Source organism: Paraliobacillus sediminis (assembly GCF_003426055.1).
Map to the genome: position 1 here is coordinate 943094 of NZ_QJSI01000001.1, position 18375 is coordinate 961468.

General features: G+C 35.6%; 18 protein-coding genes and 1 riboswitch. Of the genes, 11 read left to right on the forward strand and 7 right to left on the reverse strand.

Features of this window, described 5'->3' with window-relative positions; genetic code table 11:
- Positions 1 to 79: 79 nt before the first annotated feature.
- From D2K60_RS04050 to D2K60_RS04065, 4 genes are all read right to left on the reverse strand, one after another.
- The gene (locus tag D2K60_RS04050) at positions 80 to 796 is read right to left on the reverse strand and encodes a metallophosphoesterase family protein (protein WP_117168696.1); all 717 of its coding nucleotides are present in this window, start codon (positions 794 to 796) and stop codon (positions 80 to 82) included.
- 78 nt (positions 797 to 874) lie between these two features.
- Positions 875 to 1822 carry an alpha/beta hydrolase gene (locus tag D2K60_RS04055; RefSeq protein WP_117168697.1) on the reverse strand — a complete coding sequence of 316 codons (948 nt, stop codon included), beginning with the start codon at positions 1820 to 1822 and terminating at the stop codon, positions 875 to 877.
- A 143-nt stretch (positions 1823 to 1965) separates the two neighbouring features.
- Positions 1966 to 2910 carry a lipoyl synthase gene (gene lipA / locus D2K60_RS04060; RefSeq protein ID WP_117168698.1) on the reverse strand — a complete coding sequence of 315 codons (945 nt, stop codon included), beginning with the start codon at positions 2908 to 2910 and terminating at the stop codon, positions 1966 to 1968.
- A gap of 17 nt (positions 2911 to 2927) precedes the next feature.
- A complete protein-coding gene (locus tag D2K60_RS04065; protein WP_117168699.1) occupies positions 2928 to 3746 on the reverse strand; it encodes a lipoate--protein ligase family protein in 819 nt (272 codons plus the stop codon).
- Between the two features lie 325 nt (positions 3747 to 4071).
- Between D2K60_RS04065 and D2K60_RS04070 the strand changes: the two genes are divergently transcribed.
- From D2K60_RS04070 to D2K60_RS04080, 3 genes are all read left to right on the forward strand, one after another.
- Positions 4072 to 4815 (forward strand): SDR family NAD(P)-dependent oxidoreductase, encoded by a 744-nt coding sequence (locus tag D2K60_RS04070; protein WP_117168700.1) that lies wholly within the window; start codon positions 4072 to 4074, stop codon positions 4813 to 4815.
- 96 nt (positions 4816 to 4911) lie between these two features.
- On the forward strand, positions 4912 to 5910 hold the full coding sequence (locus D2K60_RS04075; protein ID WP_117168701.1) for a TIGR00341 family protein: 999 nt from the start codon (positions 4912 to 4914) through the stop codon (positions 5908 to 5910).
- 96 nt (positions 5911 to 6006) lie between these two features.
- Positions 6007 to 6999, forward strand: a complete 993-nt coding sequence (locus D2K60_RS04080; RefSeq protein ID WP_117168702.1) for an aldo/keto reductase — start codon at positions 6007 to 6009, stop codon at positions 6997 to 6999.
- A gap of 110 nt (positions 7000 to 7109) precedes the next feature.
- On the opposite strand, the gene D2K60_RS04085 is transcribed toward D2K60_RS04080, so the two are convergent.
- Positions 7110 to 8543 carry an amidase family protein gene (locus tag D2K60_RS04085; protein WP_117168703.1) on the reverse strand — a complete coding sequence of 478 codons (1434 nt, stop codon included), beginning with the start codon at positions 8541 to 8543 and terminating at the stop codon, positions 7110 to 7112.
- Between the two features lie 157 nt (positions 8544 to 8700).
- Here D2K60_RS04085 and D2K60_RS04090 point away from each other — a divergent pair, with 157 nt between their 5' ends.
- Positions 8701 to 9828, forward strand: coding sequence for a DEAD/DEAH box helicase (locus D2K60_RS04090; protein WP_117168704.1), 1128 nt, complete (start codon positions 8701 to 8703; stop codon positions 9826 to 9828).
- A 68-nt stretch (positions 9829 to 9896) separates the two neighbouring features.
- Here D2K60_RS04090 and trhA read toward each other — a convergent pair whose 3' ends face one another.
- Positions 9897 to 10544, reverse strand: coding sequence for a PAQR family membrane homeostasis protein TrhA (gene trhA / locus D2K60_RS04095; RefSeq protein WP_117168705.1), 648 nt, complete (start codon positions 10542 to 10544; stop codon positions 9897 to 9899).
- Between the two features lie 188 nt (positions 10545 to 10732).
- Between trhA and D2K60_RS04100 the strand changes: the two genes are divergently transcribed.
- From D2K60_RS04100 to D2K60_RS04120, 5 genes are all read left to right on the forward strand, one after another.
- Positions 10733 to 11077 (forward strand): ArsR/SmtB family transcription factor, encoded by a 345-nt coding sequence (locus D2K60_RS04100; protein WP_117168706.1) that lies wholly within the window; start codon positions 10733 to 10735, stop codon positions 11075 to 11077.
- A gap of 12 nt (positions 11078 to 11089) precedes the next feature.
- Positions 11090 to 12388 (forward strand): arsenic transporter, encoded by a 1299-nt coding sequence (locus tag D2K60_RS04105; RefSeq protein ID WP_117168707.1) that lies wholly within the window; start codon positions 11090 to 11092, stop codon positions 12386 to 12388.
- A gap of 16 nt (positions 12389 to 12404) precedes the next feature.
- Positions 12405 to 12824 carry an arsenate reductase (thioredoxin) gene (gene arsC, locus D2K60_RS04110; protein ID WP_117168708.1) on the forward strand — a complete coding sequence of 140 codons (420 nt, stop codon included), beginning with the start codon at positions 12405 to 12407 and terminating at the stop codon, positions 12822 to 12824.
- Between the two features lie 171 nt (positions 12825 to 12995).
- Entirely contained in the window at positions 12996 to 13943 is a 948-nt protein-coding gene (trxB, locus tag D2K60_RS04115; RefSeq protein ID WP_117168709.1) for a thioredoxin-disulfide reductase, read from the forward strand.
- Positions 13944 to 14111: 168 nt separating this feature from the next.
- Positions 14112 to 14972 (forward strand): ROK family protein, encoded by an 861-nt coding sequence (locus D2K60_RS04120; RefSeq protein ID WP_117168710.1) that lies wholly within the window; start codon positions 14112 to 14114, stop codon positions 14970 to 14972.
- Between the two features lie 52 nt (positions 14973 to 15024).
- Here the strand turns inward: D2K60_RS04120 and D2K60_RS04125 are convergent, their stop codons facing one another.
- Complete coding sequence (locus tag D2K60_RS04125) at positions 15025 to 15960, reverse strand: NADP-dependent oxidoreductase (RefSeq protein ID WP_117168711.1); 936 nt, start codon at positions 15958 to 15960, stop codon at positions 15025 to 15027.
- Between the two features lie 179 nt (positions 15961 to 16139).
- Between D2K60_RS04125 and D2K60_RS04130 the strand changes: the two genes are divergently transcribed.
- Together D2K60_RS04130 and D2K60_RS04135 are read left to right on the forward strand one after the other, a co-directional pair.
- Positions 16140 to 16889, forward strand: coding sequence for a GTP pyrophosphokinase (locus D2K60_RS04130; RefSeq protein WP_117168712.1), 750 nt, complete (start codon positions 16140 to 16142; stop codon positions 16887 to 16889).
- A 169-nt stretch (positions 16890 to 17058) separates the two neighbouring features.
- A riboswitch (SAM riboswitch) is annotated at positions 17059 to 17171 on the forward strand.
- A gap of 73 nt (positions 17172 to 17244) precedes the next feature.
- Positions 17245 to 18348: a methionine biosynthesis PLP-dependent protein gene (locus D2K60_RS04135; RefSeq protein WP_117168713.1), complete on the forward strand. Its 1104-nt coding sequence runs from the start codon at positions 17245 to 17247 to the stop codon at positions 18346 to 18348.
- Positions 18349 to 18375: the final 27 nt, after the last annotated feature.

Here is an 18375-nt window from a genome sequence, read left to right on the forward strand (position 1 = left end):
GGCTATTTTACCACAGATTGCAACGAATTAGTGTTCTGAAAAACTCCCGTTCCACGTAGAAATGGAAGGGGATTTTTTGTTAGTTTTTTGCATTTCGAATGATATTTTCCATTAATGCGGTATTTGGATAGTTTACTTCTTTATATTTATCAATCGTTTTTTCGTAATCATAAGACACTTTTTCGATAGAGGCACTAATACCTTCATCATGCACATCTACAAGCGCATAAGATGCTTTTGTAATACCATCAAATGGTAAACCAATACTTCCTAGATTGATAATAGTTTTGCCATTTATCGTACGAATATAAGATTTATGAATGTGTCCATAAAGATAAACATCCGCATGCTTCTTCATTAATTCGGACTCGATCACTTCATCCGTTGCATGTGGCAATATCGCATCAAATAAACTGTTTGGTGTCGCGTGAAAACCATGAAATACGATATTGTTTTCTTCAAATAGTGTTTCCGTAGGTAGAGCAGCTAAGTATTCAATATCCTCTTGTGCTAATTGTGCTACAGACCAATCTCTTTCCTCATTCATCGTATCAAGTGCTGCGTCTGGAACTTCGCCTTTTCTTACACCACGTACAATCCAATCGTCAGCATTACCTTTAATAACTGTTGTATTTAAAGCCTTAATTAAAGAAATAGACCGCTTGGGCTCTGGTCCACGATAAGCAAGATCCCCGAGCACTACAATTTTATCGACTTTCTTTTTTCTTATATCATCTAGTACTGCATCTAATGCTATTGCATTACCATGAACATCGGAAATAAAGGCAATTTTCATAATCGATCATCTCTCCTTTCTTTCATCGTATCATTTTTTGAAAATAAATTTAAGTGTGACGATATAAGTAGTTAAATGTTAAGATTCCAAGTATGTGAGAATGTGTTCAAAAACAATCCTTCTAATAGGTTCTGCTTCATTAAAAAGCTCATGACGTCCTTGATCAATTTGAGCTATTTGTATGTTATGAAATTTACGTTGAAGAAATTGTACATTGTATTTCCAATCTACTGTCTTATCACGATTGCCTTGGATTAGATAAATAAACTTTTTGCTTGAATGATACTGTTGTATTTTTTTATTCCAGTTCATTAATGCGTTGACCCATTCTAATGGAACGTTAGTTGATTGGAGTGGATCAAGTTTTATGGCTTTTAAATATTTTTCATCTGCTGAATTTTGACGGAAATTTCTTTTAATATGTTTGATAAAGGGAAAGAGTTTCATCGTATATAAACCAAACTTTGATAAATTCCAATGGTTTGAACGAATTAGCGGTGCAACCATGATAGCTTTATCAATATGATGATCAGGATGTCTAAGTATGTAGTCAACTATTATGGCGCCACCTGTGCTGTGTCCAATTAGGTATATTGGACCGATAATTTCCTTTCTAATAATGGTTAGTAATTTTTCCATTGTTCGACCATAATCATCAAATGAATGGACAGATGCGTTCTTACCAGTTGAAAGTCCATGTCCCTGTAAATCATAACTAATAACGGTGTATTGTTGTTTATTTAAATATTGAATAATATGTTTTAAATAACCAATGTGACTTAAATATCCATGTAATAAGAACACATTGCCTTTACTATGTTCTGGTTTAAAAATTTGCACATGGACCTTGATTTGATCAATCGCTACTTTACCGAAGTGAAAGGTAACATTTGATTGATTGAATCCATAATAATCCTGATAGACTTTCATAGCGGAAGTCATATGATTCGGTTTGGCAAAATCTAATTCTTCATCAGAACTAGACAATTTTTCTAGTATCCTGTTTATTTCTAAAGTTTCGGTCACTAATGTATGCTCCTTTCCTATTAAGTCTTATTAGTATCGACTTGAGGAAAAGAATCATGCATGGGTGTTTAAACTGAAATAGATATATCCGACAATCAAAATAAGACAAACGACCAAACAAATGTGCTTGGTCGTTTGTCTATTTAAAATTTAATGTTTTCTAACTTTTCTCCTTGAGCTTCATAGCCCTTTAAATACTTAATCCGTTCTTGCACAACTGGCTTTTTAACTTGTTCATCAGCGTGATAAGATGTACGAACCATTGGACCAGATTCACAATGGGTGAATCCCTTACGAAGTGCAATTGTTTTTAGTTCTGCGAATTCATCTGGATGATAATAGCGTTCAACCTTTAAGTGTTTTGTAGTTGGCTGTAAGTATTGGCCGAGCGTTAGGATATCAACGTTATGTTTTAACAAATCATCCATAGCTTCCAGTATTTCTTCTTTAGTCTCTCCCAATCCGAGCATCATACTAGATTTTGTCGGTGTTTGCGGTGAAATTTCCTTTACCCGTTCCAGTAGTTTAAGTGAACGGTCATACTTGGCAATTGCACGAACCTTTTTGGTTAATCGACTTACTGTTTCAATATTGTGATCAAAAATATCCGGTTTTCCGTCCATTAACGTGTGAAGACTTTTATAATCACCTTTCATATCAGAAGGTAAGATTTCGACCGAACAATTTGGGCTCTTTCGACGAATAGCACGAACAGTTTCAGCAAATACCGCTGCGCCACCGTCATCTAAATCATCACGGGCAACAGAGGTAATAACAACATGTTTTAGTCCCATATCTTCAACTACATCTGCAACACGTTCTGGTTCATTCCAATCTAGCTCATTGGGTTTTCCAGTTTTAACTGCGCAAAAACGACACCCTCTTGTACAAGTGTCACCAAGAATCATGAAGGTAGCTGTTTTTCGCTCACTCCAACATTCGTGAATATTTGGACAACGTGCTTCTTCACAAACTGTATTTAGGTTTTTTGTACGCATCGATTTCTTCAGTGTCTTATATGATTTATTTGTATTCAACTTAATTGTTAGCCATTCAGGTTTTCTAACATGTTCTTCTTTTTTTACCATTCGTTTGTACACCCCTTCTAACGTGAGTAATTCCATTCGTTATTGCTGTACTTATTAACTGCGATATCATTTACTTCATTGATAAGTTCTTCTGAAAGCTGAAAAGGTTCTAAAATAATACCTAATCCGCGTTCAAATCCTTTTTTAAAAGCAATTTTAGCATCGTCAAAACTAATCATTTGATCGGTTACATCATTCAGGGTAACTGCTTTATCACCAAATGTTTGCCTTGCTCTCGTTTTTAATCGATCACTAGAATACAAGAATAGATCAAATAGTTTAACTTTATCGACTTTTAAAGGAATTGATCCGTGTTGGAGGATAACACCCTTTTTTCTTGTTTGTGCGCTTCCTACTGCCTTTTTGCCATCAATAATTAGTTCATACCAAGATGGTTCTTCAAAACATACAGAAGAATTAGTTGTTTTTAGTGTGCTCTTTGGAATAGAGAAGGTAGCTTCAATATTTAATTCTTTAAATCCTTCAAGTACACCCATCGAAATAGCGTGACAAGAGTCTTTTACAGAGGAAGGCATATTTTTGTTTTGTTCTGATACAAGAACACTATATGTAAGTTCTTGATCGTGTAGAACTGCACGACCTCCTGTTAATCTTCTTACTAATTCAATTCCGTAATCCGCTGCTTGATCGATGTCAATTTTACCATTAACCTTTTGAAAATAGCCTACGGATAGTCCAGCAGGTTTCCAACCATAGAAACGCAAAACCGGAGGGATTTTATTTTGACTATGCCAATTTAAGAGTACTTCATCTAATGCCATATTATAGGCCGGTGTACAATGACCAGAATCAATAAAATACCAAGTTTCCTTCATTTTCCCCCTCTTTTCAAAATAGATGTCATACTAACTATAGTTGGTTTTAGTAATACTATGGTGTTCAATTCCATCATCGTTTATACATTGATCAGAAAGACTCTAATTAAAGTATAAACTGGTAGTAAATCTTAATATCTTGTAACCAAATTTAGGAAATAGTTAGAATATATAGATATCATAACCTATAATTGGATAAAATTCCATTTGTAATACAATATAATTGTGAAATCTTAAATATTGAAATCAGCTAACTTTTCGAAATTATCTTAATTTAATTCGTGTTAGTATAAAATAAGCTCAATTAATCTGGAGGTTTAATACGATGACGTTTAAAAATAAAGTTGTGATTGTGACAGGTGGAGCAAATGGGATTGGTAAAGCTATCGCAAGAGCTTATGCACAAGAAGGGGCGCATGTGGTACTTGCTGATGCTGATGAGACGAATGGAAAAGACGTCGTTGCTGCTATTCAAGAAAAGGAAGGTGATGCTATATTCATAAAAACTGACGTTAGAAAAGTCGAATCAATTGAAACGTTAATCGGTCAAACAGTTGAACGATTTGGTCGAATTGATATTTTAATAAATAATGCAGGTGTTTCAAAATTTAAGCCCTTTTTTGAACTATCTGTGGAGGAGTTTGATGATGTAATAAATACAAATTTACGCAGTGTATTTCTTTGCTCACAAGCGGCAGCGAAAAAGATGCGTGGTAATGGAGGTGCAATTGTAAATCTTGCATCTACACGGGCCTTTATGTCCGAACCGAATACGGAAAGTTATGCAGCAAGTAAAGGCGGTATATACGCACTTACACATGCATTAGCTCTCACATTACAGGAAGAAAAAATTACAGTAAATGCTATTAGTCCAGGATGGATAGAAACAGAAGAATATGAATCGCTTCGTGCTGTTGATCATACACAACATCCTTCCAAACGAGTTGGGAAACCAAGTGATGTCGCACGTGCTTGTTTGTTTCTGACTAACCCACTTAATGACTTTATTAATGGTGAAAATATCATTATTGATGGTGGAATGACAAGAAAGATGATGTATGAACATTAAATACAAATCTTCTTAACTTCCAATATAAATTCATATTTTATTGTCGTTTCCATAACCTAAGCAAAATAACAGGATGTTAGTAGCGAGGGTAAACAGATGGAGTTACAATTAATCGAAGTATATATTCCGAATGATAAGTTAGATCATTTTCAAGGAAAAATAAAAGATTTCACAATCATTTCGCATTGGCACACGCGAATTTCAGATCAAGAACAAGTATTTAAATTGTTGATCGATAAAAAATATGCGGAAGAGATCTTGAACTTTTTGGAACTCGATTCAAAGTATGACAAGGAAATGCGCGCACTACTGTACAATATCTCAACCTATATACCACGTGTTGAAGAAGACGTTGAGGAAGAGAAGGACACTTCGGAAAAACAAGAAGAAGTGTTACGAGCGAGTAGACATGAATTATACAATGTTGTGCATTCCTCCAGTGTAATTAATAAAAACTTCACCTGGCTGTTAGTGCTGTCAGCAATTGTTGCCACAGCTGGCATTGTAAAAAATAGTGCTGCAGTCGTGATTGGTGCAATGGTAATTGCTCCTTTGATCGGTCCATATACTGCGCTATCATTCGCGGCTGTTTTAGGTGATTATAAAATAATGCGCAGGTCATTTGGAACTGCTGTATTTGGTTTGGCGGTTCCAATTTGTATTGCTATTCTATTTGGTGTGCTATTTGATCTACCACTTGAAAGTAGTGAGTTTAGAGCTAGGACGAATATTGAAATGATGGATATCATATTAGCACTTGCGGCTGGTGCAGCAGGCGCACTCTCTTTTGCAAAACGTGTATCGGAAGCATTAGTTGGAGTGATGGTTTCTGTCGCGCTATTACCCCCAGCAGTTGTCTTTGGTATGATCATTGGTGACGGACAATGGGAATATGCAGTCACCCCGCTTCTTTTATTATTGGTGAATATCCATGCTATTTTGTTATCAGCTATTATAGTCTTTTGGGTAAGCGGGATTAAACCAGTGAACTGGAAAGAGATTCAAGTAGCCAACACATCAAGAATAATTGGACTAATCTCTGTTAGTCTTGTCATTATTGTACTTGGCATAATGATATACTTTATTGAATTTTAAAATCTTTTTGTGGAATTAGTTGCTTATTTTTTACAAAATAACCAGATAGATCTAAACTAGTACTAATATACAAGTGAAGAGGGGAATGATTGATACATGACAGTAGAGACGCATGTAGCTTTACGAAAATTAGGACAATCATCAACAAAAATATCCGCATTAGGATTAGGGTGCTGGCAATTTAGTAACGGTAAAGGTTTAGTAGGTGGTTTTTGGGCTGCAATGGACCAAAAGGATGTTACTAATATTGTGAAGCTTAGTTTAGAAGGCGGAATCAACTGGTTTGATACTGCTGAAGTATATGGAAAAGGTGAATCGGAAAATGCGTTATCTGTAGCACTAAACAGTATAGATGCATCCGCAGAAAATGCATTAATTGCAACAAAATGGTGGCCGTTATTCAGAACAGCATCTTCAATTACAAAGACAATAGATAAGCGTTTGGAAGCATTGGGTGGAAGGGAAATTGACTTATACCAAATTCACCAACCGTATTCTTTTTCTAATGTGAAGAGTGAAATGAAAGAAATGATTCAACTTTTAGAAAAGCAAAAAATTAAACATGTCGGTGTAAGTAACTTTAATGCAAGTAAAATGAAAGAAGCGCATGCGTTATTAAAAGAGAAAGATTATTTTCTAGCTTCAAATCAAGTTAAATATAGTTTATTAGATCGAAGAATTGAGAAAAACGGCACAATGGATGTTGCAAAAGAGTTGGGAATAACCATTATTGCGTATTCACCATTGGAGCAAGGTATATTATCAGGAAAGTTTCATAAAAACCCCGATTTGATTAAGAACCTTAAAGGACCACGTAAATATACGAGATTCTTTAAAGCTTCTGGATTAGCGAAGACACAGCCATTAATTGATTTATTAGAAGAAAAAGCGACAAAGTATGGGGTTAGCCAAACACAAATCGCACTAAATTGGTTGATTCACTTTCATGGAGAAACTGTAGTTGCAATTCCTGGTGCGTCAAAGGTTCATCATGTTGAAGAGAATATTGGTACACTGCAATTTACGTTATCAAGAGAAGATCTTGATGAAATAAATGAAGTATCTAAGAAGGTAGCTATATTTGAATAGAATTTCAAAGTAAAACCAACCATGTAGGCATACGTGGTTGGTTTTACTTTCGTTATTTTCATGTTTATCGGAGTTACTCCATCTTTTCACAAACAGTTATACTTAACTTTTTATTGAAATTTTGGCTCTATCCGATGTTTAGTCGCTTGTTCGTAGGAGTAACCTATATTGATTAGTGTTTGTTCACTAAAAGCTTTGGCGCTAAATGTTACACCAACTGGTTTCCCTTCAATTGTATATCCTGCAGGTATTGTAATCGATGGGTAGCCGGCTTTAGCAGGTAAGGATGCACCCCAGTTGTTTGGTGAAAGAATTGCATCTAAACTATGCTTTTCCATCATTGCATCTATCCCTAATTCTCCAGCGTATTTTATATCCATCGCGCGACTGTTTAGATAAGCAGGATCATTTAGATCATCACTCATTGCTTCTGAATCTTCCAAAAGCTCTTGATTGTATTTTAATGCTAGTTCCTTGTTTTTTAGATTAAAAGCTATGATGTCTTTTAAACTTTTGACAGGTACATCTTCTGATACAGTTTTCAAATACTTATTTAGATCATGCTTGAATTCGTGTTTCATTACTACCATATCTAGCTCATGTACTGGCATTTCAATTGGGTCAATAATGGTTGCACCTTGTTCTTTAATAGTAGAAATAGCCTTTTCAACTACTGTAATTTCTGCTTCTGAAAGTTCTTCAAATGTACTTCTATCTATTCCTATTATTCTTCCGTTTAAACCATTTTTTAATAGCTCAGAAGTGTAATCTAGATCATTTCCCGGGGAATTATTTGTCGAAGAATCAGATGCGTCTTGCCCAACCATAGCTGTAAGCATTATTGCTGCATCTTCAACAGTTCGTGTCATTGGACCGGCTGTATCTTGACTATGCGATATCGGGATAATACCAGTACGACTGACTAAACCAACAGTAGGTTTTATACCAACAAGTGAATTACTACTTGCTGGACTAAGTATAGATCCCGAAGTCTCTGTTCCAATTCCTCCAACCGCAAAATTAGCTGCAATAGCTGAGCCTGTTCCTGCACTTGATCCTCCTACATCAAACACACCAGGATTATATGGATTTAAAACTTGTCCACCAAGAGAGCTATATCCGTTTGGCATTTCATAAGCCATGAAGTTAGCAAACTCGGTTAAATTAGCAGTTGCTAGAATGATTGCTCCAGCTTCACGTAATTTCTTAACTATAAACGCATCTTCTTTTGGATAGTTATCTTGAAGTGCCAAACTACCGGCTGTTGTTGCCATTTGATCTCTCGTATTGATATTATTTTTTATTATAATTGGTATACCATAAAGTAAACCTTTCGTTTCCTTACTACGTTCTCTATCAAGTTTCTCAGCGCTCGACAATGCATCAGGGTTTGTCTGGCGAATAGCGTTAAGCTTGGGTCCATTGAGATTAAGTTCATTAATCTTGTCTAGATACATTTGAACGAGCTGTTTAGAAGTTATGTTTCCGGATTCGAGCTCATCTTGTAGCTCTTTAATAGTTGCTTCTTCGATTTTAACAGACATGATTATTTCTTCCCTTCTATTAGCTATTTACAATTATTTTAGCATATTCTTCTGAATTTGGAATCGACTGTACCTTTGTTTCCATTTATAACGGGAAACATGCTATACTTCAGTAACTGTACAAACTAAATACTGACCAAAAGGAGCATTTTTTACTATGTTTAACAATACGATGAAAGATTTTTTAGAAAAGGCTTGGGAGAACGCTGGATTTGATGCGCCAACTCAAGTACAAGAGCAAGCTGTTCCATTAATAATAGAAGGAAAAGATGTAATAGTAGAATCACCTACTGGCAGTGGTAAAACGCTAGCCTACTTACTTCCGATCTTACAAGAAATTGACATAAATCAAAAACAAGTTCAAGTTGTTATCCTTGCATCTTCTCATGAATTAGTAATGCAAATTTATCATGAAGTGCAAAATTGGACAAAAGATAGTGATATCTCAGGTATTGCACTAATTGGTGGTGCAAATATTAAACGCCAGATCGAAAAGCTAAAGAAAAAACCACAGCTTATCGTTGGAACTCCTGGTAGGGTACTTGAATTGATTAAACAAAAGAAATTAAAAGTGCATCAAGTTAAAACGATTATTTTAGATGAAGCGGATCAGTTGCTTGTGCCTGAACATAAAGCCAATCTGTTTACGATCATTAAGAGTACACCAAGCGAGAGACAAATGTTATTATTTTCTGCAACATTGCCAGAAGCTTTGGCTCTTGAAGCACAGTCATTCATGGTCGCTCCGGAAACGATTCGGGTTAATAGGGAGGACGCAGGAACACCAGATGTGACATACAGTTATCTTTTATGTGAAGCAAGGGAAAAAATTGATGTACTTCGAAAAATAGTCCGAAATGAAAACATTCAAGCATTAGTGTTTTTTAGAGACATTGGTAATTTGTCTGTTATGGCAGAGAAGTTGAACTATAAAGGCATGCGTATAGGCGAACTCCATGGTGATCTAAATAAACAAGAACGTGAAAAAGCAATTCGAGAGTTTGGTAAAAACGAATTAGAATTACTGTTAGCGACAGATGTTGCTGCACGTGGACTTGATATCAAAGATCTATCACATGTTATACAAATGGATGTACCGGCAGATTCAAAACAATATATTCACCGATCTGGTCGTACGGGGCGTTTAGGTGCTTCAGGAGAAGGTAATGTGCTTTCTATTATTACAACCGCTGAAGAACGTATGTTAAAGTCGATTAGCCGTGAACTAGATATAGAATTAGTAGAAAAGGTTTTACAAAAGGGAATGTTAGTAAACAAAAGATAATACTTTTTGAACATCCTCTTAAAAAAAGATATCCACCAGACCTATTAGGTATGGTGGATATCTTTTTTTTAGTTAATCGGAAGTACATACCATAAAACACAGAAGAAAATCATTACTGATCCAGCTAATACAAACAAATGCCAAAGTGCATGATGGAATTTAAAGCCCCGCCAAACATAAAAAGTAGCGCCAAGTGTATATAGTAAACCACCTATTACTAGAAGGATGATCCCATTTGGTGCTAGTTCTTCCATTAGTGGTCGCCATGTAAATACAATCAACCATCCCATCACAACATAAAGAACTGTTGAAATAACTAAGAATCTTTTTACAAAATAAACTTTGAATATCGTTCCACCAATGGCAAGACCCCACACAATACCAAATAAAGTCCAGCCTAGTTTCCCTTGCACGACAACAAACAGAAAAGGTGTATAGCTACCAGCAATAAAAAAGTAGATCGAGGAATGATCTAATATTTCAAAAATATCCTTTGCTTTTCCTTCAGGTAAGCTATGTAGTAATGTAGACGAAGTGTAGAGTAGGACCATGGTTATGCCGAATAATGTAAAACTTACGATATGCCAAGCATTTCCTTCTAATGAAGAAAAAACAATTAAGATGACCAGAGCAGCGATACTTAATACCACCCCAATGCCATGTGTTATTGCATTTGCAATTTCCTCACCTTTTGAAAATTTGTGTGTTAAAGCCATGAAAATGATCTCCTTCTAAATATAATCTATTGCTTATTATGAACTTTTTTTAAGGGAAAGCAAGATACATTTGTCATGTCTCATTCTATATCTAAATTGATTATTAATAAAACTTTACAATTCTAACATTGAATATATAAGCAAATCATTATATGATGATATACAGATAAAAAAGGAGGTGTTTTGCAATGATTCAAACAGCAATAGAGATGGATAAAGCAGCGGTGATTATGAAATTACTGGGGGATAAAACCCGTTTGACAATAATGAAACTGCTTGAAAATAATGACTGTTGTGTGTGTGAATTTGTTGAGATTTTTCAAACGAGTCAACCAGCAATAAGTCAGCACCTTCGCAAACTGCGTGATGTCGGGGTTGTAAAAGAAGAAAGACGGGGACAATGGATTTTTTATTCTATTAATATAGAAAATGAATTTTATCCCTTTATCGAACAAATATTGGCGCAACTTCCAAATCAAGATGAAAGACTAATTGCATTAGAAAAAAACGGAACAAGAATTACGTGTTGTTAGGGGGATTATAAAGTGTCATTATCAGTTATTTTAGCTATATTAATTTTTATTGTAACGCTCGTCTTTGTTATATGGCAACCAAAAGGTTTGTCGATTGGATGGTCTGCATGTGGAGGAGCAGTCGTTGCATTACTAGTTGGGGTTGTTGGATTTAGCGATGTCATAGAAGTTACAGAAATTGTTTGGAATGCTACGCTAGCTTTTGTAGCCATTATCCTTATTTCATTGATATTAGATGAGATAGGTTTCTTTGAATGGGCATCACTCCACATGGCACGTGCTGCTGGTGGTAGTGGAATAAAAATGTTTATTTATGTCAGTATTTTAGGTGCAATAGTTGCTGCCTTTTTTGCGAATGATGGTGCAGCACTTATTTTGACTCCGATTGTGTTAGCGATGGTTCGCAATCTTAAATTTAGTGAGAAAATGATTTTTCCGTTTATTATGGCAAGTGGATTTATTGCAGATACAACGTCATTGCCTTTGATTGTAAGTAATCTCGTTAATATCGTATCTGCTGATTTTTTCAATATTGGTTTTGTTGAATATGCATCACGTATGATAATACCTAATATTTTCTCATTAGTAACGACAATTGTGGTCTTATTAATTTACTTTAGAAAGAGTATTCCGCGTACATATGATTTGGCTAATTTAAAAGAACCAGTTGAGGCAATTAAAGACCATAAGATGTTTCGTTTGTCATGGTATGTACTAGCAGTATTATTGATTGGTTATTTTATTAGTGAATTTATAGCGGTTCCTGTTTCGATAATAGCGGGCATTATTGCGATCTTCTTTCTACTAATGGCTAGAAATAGTAAGGCAGTCGATACGATAGCTGTTGTAAAAGGAGCGCCATGGGCTATTGTGTTTTTCTCGATAGGTATGTATGTTGTCGTATACGGCTTACGGAATGCAGGTTTAACAGATGTGTTAGCCCAACTTATTCAAGCAAGTGCTGAACAAGGATTATTTGTTGCAACTGTAGCAATGGGCTTTATTGCGGCGATCTTGTCATCTGTTATGAATAACATGCCAACAGTAATGATAGACGCTCTCGCAATTGCAGAAACAGATACGTCGGGTGTCTTAAGAGAAGCGTTAATCTATGCTAATGTTATTGGTTCCGATTTAGGTCCGAAGATCACACCTATTGGTTCACTTGCTACACTTTTATGGTTGCATGTACTAGCACAAAAAGGTGTGAAAATATCTTGGGGAACGTATTTTAAAACAGGAATTATTCTTACCGTACCAATACTGTTTATTACCTTAATTGGTTTATATCTAACACTACTACTATTTTAAAAGGGGGATTGATAGTATGTCTAAAAAAACAATTTATTTCTTATGTACCGGTAACTCTTGTCGAAGCCAGATGGCTGAAGGTTGGGCAAAACACTATCTTGGTAAAGAGTGGGAAGTGAAGAGTGCTGGTATTGAGGCACATGGACTTAATCCAAATGCAGTTAAAGCAATGAAAGAAGTCGAGATTGATATTACAAGTCAACAATCAGAGATTATTGATGCTACGTATTTAAATAACGCAACGATCGCAATTACATTATGTGGTGATGCAGCGGACAAGTGTCCGATGACACCGCCCCATGTTATTCGAGAACATTGGGGTTTTGATGATCCAGCAAAAGCAACAGGTACAGATGAAGAAAAATGGCACGTTTTTCAGCGTGTTAGAGATCAAATTGGCGACCGTATTAAACTTTTTGCCGAAACTGGGAAGTAAAAAGTTTTAATGTGAAGATTTGGAGCATTTGCAAGCTAAATCTCTAAAGTGGATTATGATATTGTTGTGATTTATTAAACACCAACTGGGCATACTTTTAGTATTAGTAGATGCTAGACTGCAATATCATAAAGAGACGTAACTCAAATGGAACAAAAGAGGTGAACAAAGGTGGAAAAAGTAGTAATACTAGGAACAGGTCCAGCAGGCTTAACCGCGGCTATTTACTTAGCACGAGCGAATATGAATCCAGTAGTTATAGAAGGAACAGAACCAGGTGGACAGTTAAGTTTAACGACTGAAGTAGAGAACTTTCCTGGTTTTATCGACGGTGTAATGGGACCTGAATTAATTGAGAACATGAAGAAACAAGCAGCAAAATTTGGTGCTGTATTCCGAAGTGGTTGGGTAACAGGTGTGGACTTCTCAGAGAAGCCATACAAACTGAAAATGAATGGAACGAATGATTTGGAGACAGAGGCCTTGATTATTTCAACAGGTGCAACAGCAAAAATGTTACAAATTCCTGGTGAAAAAGAAAATATAGGTCATGGAGTTAGTACTTGTGCGACGTGTGATGGTTTTTTCTTTCGAGATAAAAAGGTAATAATTGTAGGCGGTGGTGATTCAGCGATGGAGGAAGCCGGCTTTTTAAGTAAATTTGCTAGTGAAGTTGAAATTGTTCATCGTAGAGATGAGCTACGTGCTTCTAAAATTATGCAAGAACGTGCCAAGGAAAATGAAAAAATTACGTGGAGTTTAAACAAAACACCATTAGAGGTTGTCGGTGAAGCAAATAAAGTTACGGGTTTAGTTGTAAAAGATAGTGAAACGGGAAAAGAAGAGACGATAAAAACTGATGGAATATTTATTGCAATTGGTCATAACCCAAATACAGACTTTTTAGCTGGTCAGATAAAAACAGACGAAACCGGCTATATTCAAGTTGTGCCTGGAACAACAGAAACAAATATCCCTGGGGTTTATGCATGTGGTGATGTGCAAGATAAAAAATACCGCCAAGCGATTACTGCAGCAGGAACTGGATGCATGGCCGCACTAGATGTGGAGAGATATCTAGAAGGAAGCAGTGTTCAGGATTGGAGTCAAACGCTTTAAATGAAGATCGTCTCATCCCTTTCAATAAAGGGGGGTAGGCGATTTTTTAATATCTACTTATTATAACGCTACCTAATTAAAAGATTGGAGTCCAAAAAATAAGTGATTCTTTCTAGATTAGATGATAAAGTATAATGAGTAATGTGTGTAATAAAAGGAGGAAGACGTATGTATTATGGTGGAATTGAAGCTGGTGGTACGAAGTTCGTCTGTGCAGTTAGTGATCAATCTTTTAAAATTATTGAAAGAGTAAGTATTCCAACGAGTACGCCAGATGAAACATTAAAGCAGGTGTTTGCATTTTTTGATCAGTATCAGTTAAAGGCAATTGGAATTGGATCCTTTGGGCCAATTGATGTGAATGTAGATTCTGATACATATGGTTATGTCACGTCTACACCGAAAAAAGGTTGGAATAACTATAATTTTGTTGGAGCGATAAAAGGGCGCTATGATGTACCGGTTGCTTGGACAACAGATGTAAACGCAGCAGCATATGGAGAATATCGTAAGGGTGAAGCACAGCTATCGAATTCTTGTATATATTTAACTATTGGTACAGGGATTGGCGGGGGTGCTATCCTAAATGGAGAAATTATTGACGGGTTTGGCCATCCAGAAATGGGACATATATCTGTTCCAAACCATCCAAATGATCCTTTTGAAGGTGTCTGTCCTTATCATGGTAATTGTTTAGAAGGACTTGCAGCAGGTCCAGCAATTGAGAAACGATTACAGAAAAAGGCACAAGATCTAGACAAAACAGATGATTTCTGGGAAATAGAAGCATATTATATAGCGCAAGCTTTAGTGAATTACACAATGATTCTAAGACCAGAAGTCTTAATTCTAGGTGGTGGTGTGATGAAGCAAGAACAACTTTTCCCACTAATTCGAAAAGCATTCAAGGAAATAATGAATGATTATGTAGTAACACCAGATTTAGAGACTTATATTGTTTCTCCTGGATTAGTAGATGACGCAGGTATAACTGGAAGTTTATTATTAGCAGCAGAAAAGGCAATTTAACAAAAAAAGTAGTGGAGCCTCCATACAGAAAAATGTAGGAGGCTCCAAGTAATTATTTTACTTTTATAACAATTTTACCTTTAGCATGATGTGTTTCACTTAGCTCATGTGCTTCTTTTATTTGTTCTGCTGAGAATCCAAATACGTGTCCAACTTGTGACTTGACAATACCTTTGTCCAATAATTCCCCTAACTCACTAAGCTGTTTACCATCTGGATTTAGCCAATAGCCAGAAGCTTCAACTTGATATTTTTCAGCTAATGCTTGATCTGGTTGACCTGCAATCGTAACAAGTCTTCCGTTAGGCTTAAGAACAGTAAAGCTTTTATCTAGAATTTCTCCACCCATCGTATCAAGCACGACATCAAAGTCGCTAAGTTCGGCTGCAAAATCATCTGTTTTATAGTTGATAATTTGATCTGCTCCAAGTTCTTTTACGTAAGCCTCATTTTTCTCACTAGCTGTTGTTGCAACGTAAGCACCTAAATGCTTAGCAATTTGAATTGCAAGGCTACCTACACCACCAGCTCCTGCATGTATTAATACTTTATCGTCTTTTTTCACTTTTGTGAAATCAACAAGACATTGCCATGCTGTTAGGCCAGCTAATGGAATAGAAGCGGCTTCTTCAAATGTAAGACTTTTTGGTTTTTTTGCTAATAGATTTTCATCTACTGTTGTGAACTCTGCGTAAGTTCCTTCATTAGTTGTATCTGGACGTGCAAACACCTCGTCACCAATTTTATAATCAGTTACCTTTTCTCCAACCTCAACAATTGTTCCAGCAACATCCCAGCCTAGTATAATTGGAAAAGAAAAGTCGAGCATTTCTTTTAGGTAGCCTGCACGCAATTTCCAATCAATTGGATTTATCGAAGTTGCGTGAACTTCTACTAGTACTTGATTCTCTTTGATTACAGGCTTACTGATTTCTTCTTCCTGTAAAACACTCTTATCACCATATTCATTTATTACTACTGCTTTCATATGTAAACGCTCCTTTAATTGGTATTTCTTTAGTATGGAATAGTATAGTAAATCCTTCTACTAAAAGCAAAGAGTATGCTTGAGAGAGAATTAGTGAATCTTTTGTTAGGCTTCAATCGTAACAATATAAGAAGTTAATTTGAATAATCTAGTTACAACATTAAAAGGAGACAAGACAGATGGAGATTAATCTACCAATTGATAACAAACTAATAAAAGAATTAAAAGTCGAGCTAATGCGTTTTATGATGTCTTATAAGTTTGCTTTAGATGAAGTCAATACCAAAATCGATATATTAAAACAGGAATTTCAATATATGCATGATTATAGTCCGATTGAACATGTTTCGTCGCGCGTGAAGTCACCAGATAGTATTATGAAAAAGATTCAAAAAAAAGGCTATGAATTATCTTTAGAAGATATTCAAAAAAACATTAGAGATATTGCTGGCATTCGAATTACTTGCTCCTTTAGCTCAGATATATATGTAATTAGTGAAATGTTGCAAAAACAAAAAGATATAGAAGTTGTGGAAGTAAAGGATTACATAAAAAAACCTAAACCAAATGGCTATCAAAGTTTACATATGATAATTAAAATTCCGATCTTTATGTCAGACCGCGAAGATCATGTCTACGTTGAAATTCAAATTAGAACAATTGCAATGGACTTCTGGGCTAGCCTTGAGCATAAAATTTATTATAAATACAACAAGGAAATACCCGAACATATAAAAGAGGAATTAAAAGAAGCTGCAACCTCAGCAGCACAATTAGATAAAAAAATGGAAAACTTGCATATTGAAATGAAAAAGATTAAAGAAAATGTAGGTTATGATGAAGATGTTGAAGAAATTATGTTAAGGGATGAACGTTTCCATTTACCGTTAGAATTCTTAAAAAACGCGATCTATCAAAATAAAAAATAAGCTATATTAATGTGGACGATTGCTAAGAAAGTAGGTTTAAGGCTGAAACGATCTGAATTCTCACAGTTAATGGACTATTTTTGAATAGTTGGAAAAAGGTGTTGCATTATTTCTTAGTATGCATTAGAATTACAACAAGTTAAATTTTTCGGAAAATTTTATAAACTATTTCTTATCAAGAGAGACGGAGGGATTGGCCCTTTGAAGTCTCAGCAACCAGCCATATCGCATGGCCCGGTGCTAATTCCAGATAGACTAGAATTATAGTCTTGAAGATGAGAAGACTGACTTTTAAAATCTTAAAAGGCCTTCTTCTTAGAAGGCCTTTTTTTCAATTAGTAAAGGAGGCGTGGTCATGACTGATAAAAAACTACAGACAAAGTTAGCACAACTTGGTAATAAAAGTGATCCTTTAACAGGTGCTGTAAGCCCACCGATTTATTTATCAACAGCTTATCAACATGAAGCACTAGGAAGATCAACTGGTTATGATTATACAAGAACAAAAAACCCAACACGTTCGATACTAGAAGATGGAATCGCTGATTTAGAAGTAGGGGATCAAGGATTTGCTTGTAGTTCCGGAATGGCAGCTATTCAACTCGTCTTATCATTATTCAAAACAGGGGCAGAATTGATTGTTCCTGAAGATGTATATGGTGGTACATACCGTATACTTAAACAGTATCAAGATGCTTACGAAATTAAAACAACATATGCAACCTTTTCAGATCTTGAAGAAGTGAAGAATTGTATTACGCCCCATACGAAGGCAATATTTATTGAAACACCAACAAATCCATTGATGCAAGAGATTGATATTGCAAGCTATGCGGCTTTAGCTAAAGATTTTAATCTATTACTTATTGTGGATAATACATTTTTAACACCAGTATTGCAGCAACCGATAAAGCTTGGGGCAGATATTGTCATCCATAGTGCCACGAAGTATATTGGTGGTCACAATGATGTATTAGCTGGTCTTGTTGTGGCAAAAGGTGAAGCTTTATGTGAGAAGATTGCTACACTTCATAATGCAGCAGGTGCGGTATTATCCTCTTTTGATGCTTGGTTGTTAATTAGAGGGTTAAAAACTTTAGGATTACGTATGAAACAACACCAAGAGAACGGGAAACGAATAGCAGACTTTTTACAAACAGATGAACGAATAGAAGATGTGTTGTACTGCGGTAAAGGTGGAATGCTCTCGTTTCGATTGCGAGAAAGCGCATGGGTAGGGCCGTTTTTAGAGAATTTACAACTTATTACCTTTGCAGAAAGTCTTGGGGGTGTAGAGAGCTTTATTACATACCCAACGACACAAACACATGCAGATATTCCAGAAGAAGAACGCGTAAGACGAGGAATTGATAACCGCTTATTACGTTTTTCAGTTGGTATTGAAGACAGTGAAGATTTAATTAATGATTTAACATACAGTTTGAATCAATTGCGATAAGAATGATAAAAATGAAAGTAGGGAAAT

Excerpts from the sequence above, each read along its gene's own strand:
- D2K60_RS04050 (WP_117168696.1), bottom strand. The coding sequence starts at position 796 with ATGAAAATTGCCTTTATTTCCGATGTTCATGGTAATGCAATAGCATTA.
- lipA (WP_117168698.1), bottom strand. The coding sequence starts at position 2,910 with ATGGTAAAAAAAGAAGAACATGTTAGAAAACCTGAATGGCTAACAATT.
- D2K60_RS04065 (WP_117168699.1), bottom strand. The coding sequence starts at position 3,746 with ATGAAGGAAACTTGGTATTTTATTGATTCTGGTCATTGTACACCGGCC.
- D2K60_RS04070 (WP_117168700.1), top strand. The coding sequence starts at position 4,072 with ATGACGTTTAAAAATAAAGTTGTGATTGTGACAGGTGGAGCAAATGGG.
- D2K60_RS04075 (WP_117168701.1), top strand. The coding sequence starts at position 4,912 with ATGGAGTTACAATTAATCGAAGTATATATTCCGAATGATAAGTTAGAT.
- D2K60_RS04080 (WP_117168702.1), top strand. The coding sequence starts at position 6,007 with ATGACAGTAGAGACGCATGTAGCTTTACGAAAATTAGGACAATCATCA.
- D2K60_RS04085 (WP_117168703.1), bottom strand. The coding sequence starts at position 8,543 with ATGTCTGTTAAAATCGAAGAAGCAACTATTAAAGAGCTACAAGATGAG.
- D2K60_RS04090 (WP_117168704.1), top strand. The coding sequence starts at position 8,701 with ATGTTTAACAATACGATGAAAGATTTTTTAGAAAAGGCTTGGGAGAAC.
- trhA (WP_117168705.1), bottom strand. The coding sequence starts at position 10,544 with ATGGCTTTAACACACAAATTTTCAAAAGGTGAGGAAATTGCAAATGCA.
- D2K60_RS04100 (WP_117168706.1), top strand. The coding sequence starts at position 10,733 with ATGATTCAAACAGCAATAGAGATGGATAAAGCAGCGGTGATTATGAAA.
- arsC (WP_117168708.1), top strand. The coding sequence starts at position 12,405 with ATGTCTAAAAAAACAATTTATTTCTTATGTACCGGTAACTCTTGTCGA.
- D2K60_RS04120 (WP_117168710.1), top strand. The coding sequence starts at position 14,112 with ATGTATTATGGTGGAATTGAAGCTGGTGGTACGAAGTTCGTCTGTGCA.
- D2K60_RS04125 (WP_117168711.1), bottom strand. The coding sequence starts at position 15,960 with ATGAAAGCAGTAGTAATAAATGAATATGGTGATAAGAGTGTTTTACAG.
- D2K60_RS04130 (WP_117168712.1), top strand. The coding sequence starts at position 16,140 with ATGGAGATTAATCTACCAATTGATAACAAACTAATAAAAGAATTAAAA.
- D2K60_RS04135 (WP_117168713.1), top strand. The coding sequence starts at position 17,245 with ATGACTGATAAAAAACTACAGACAAAGTTAGCACAACTTGGTAATAAA.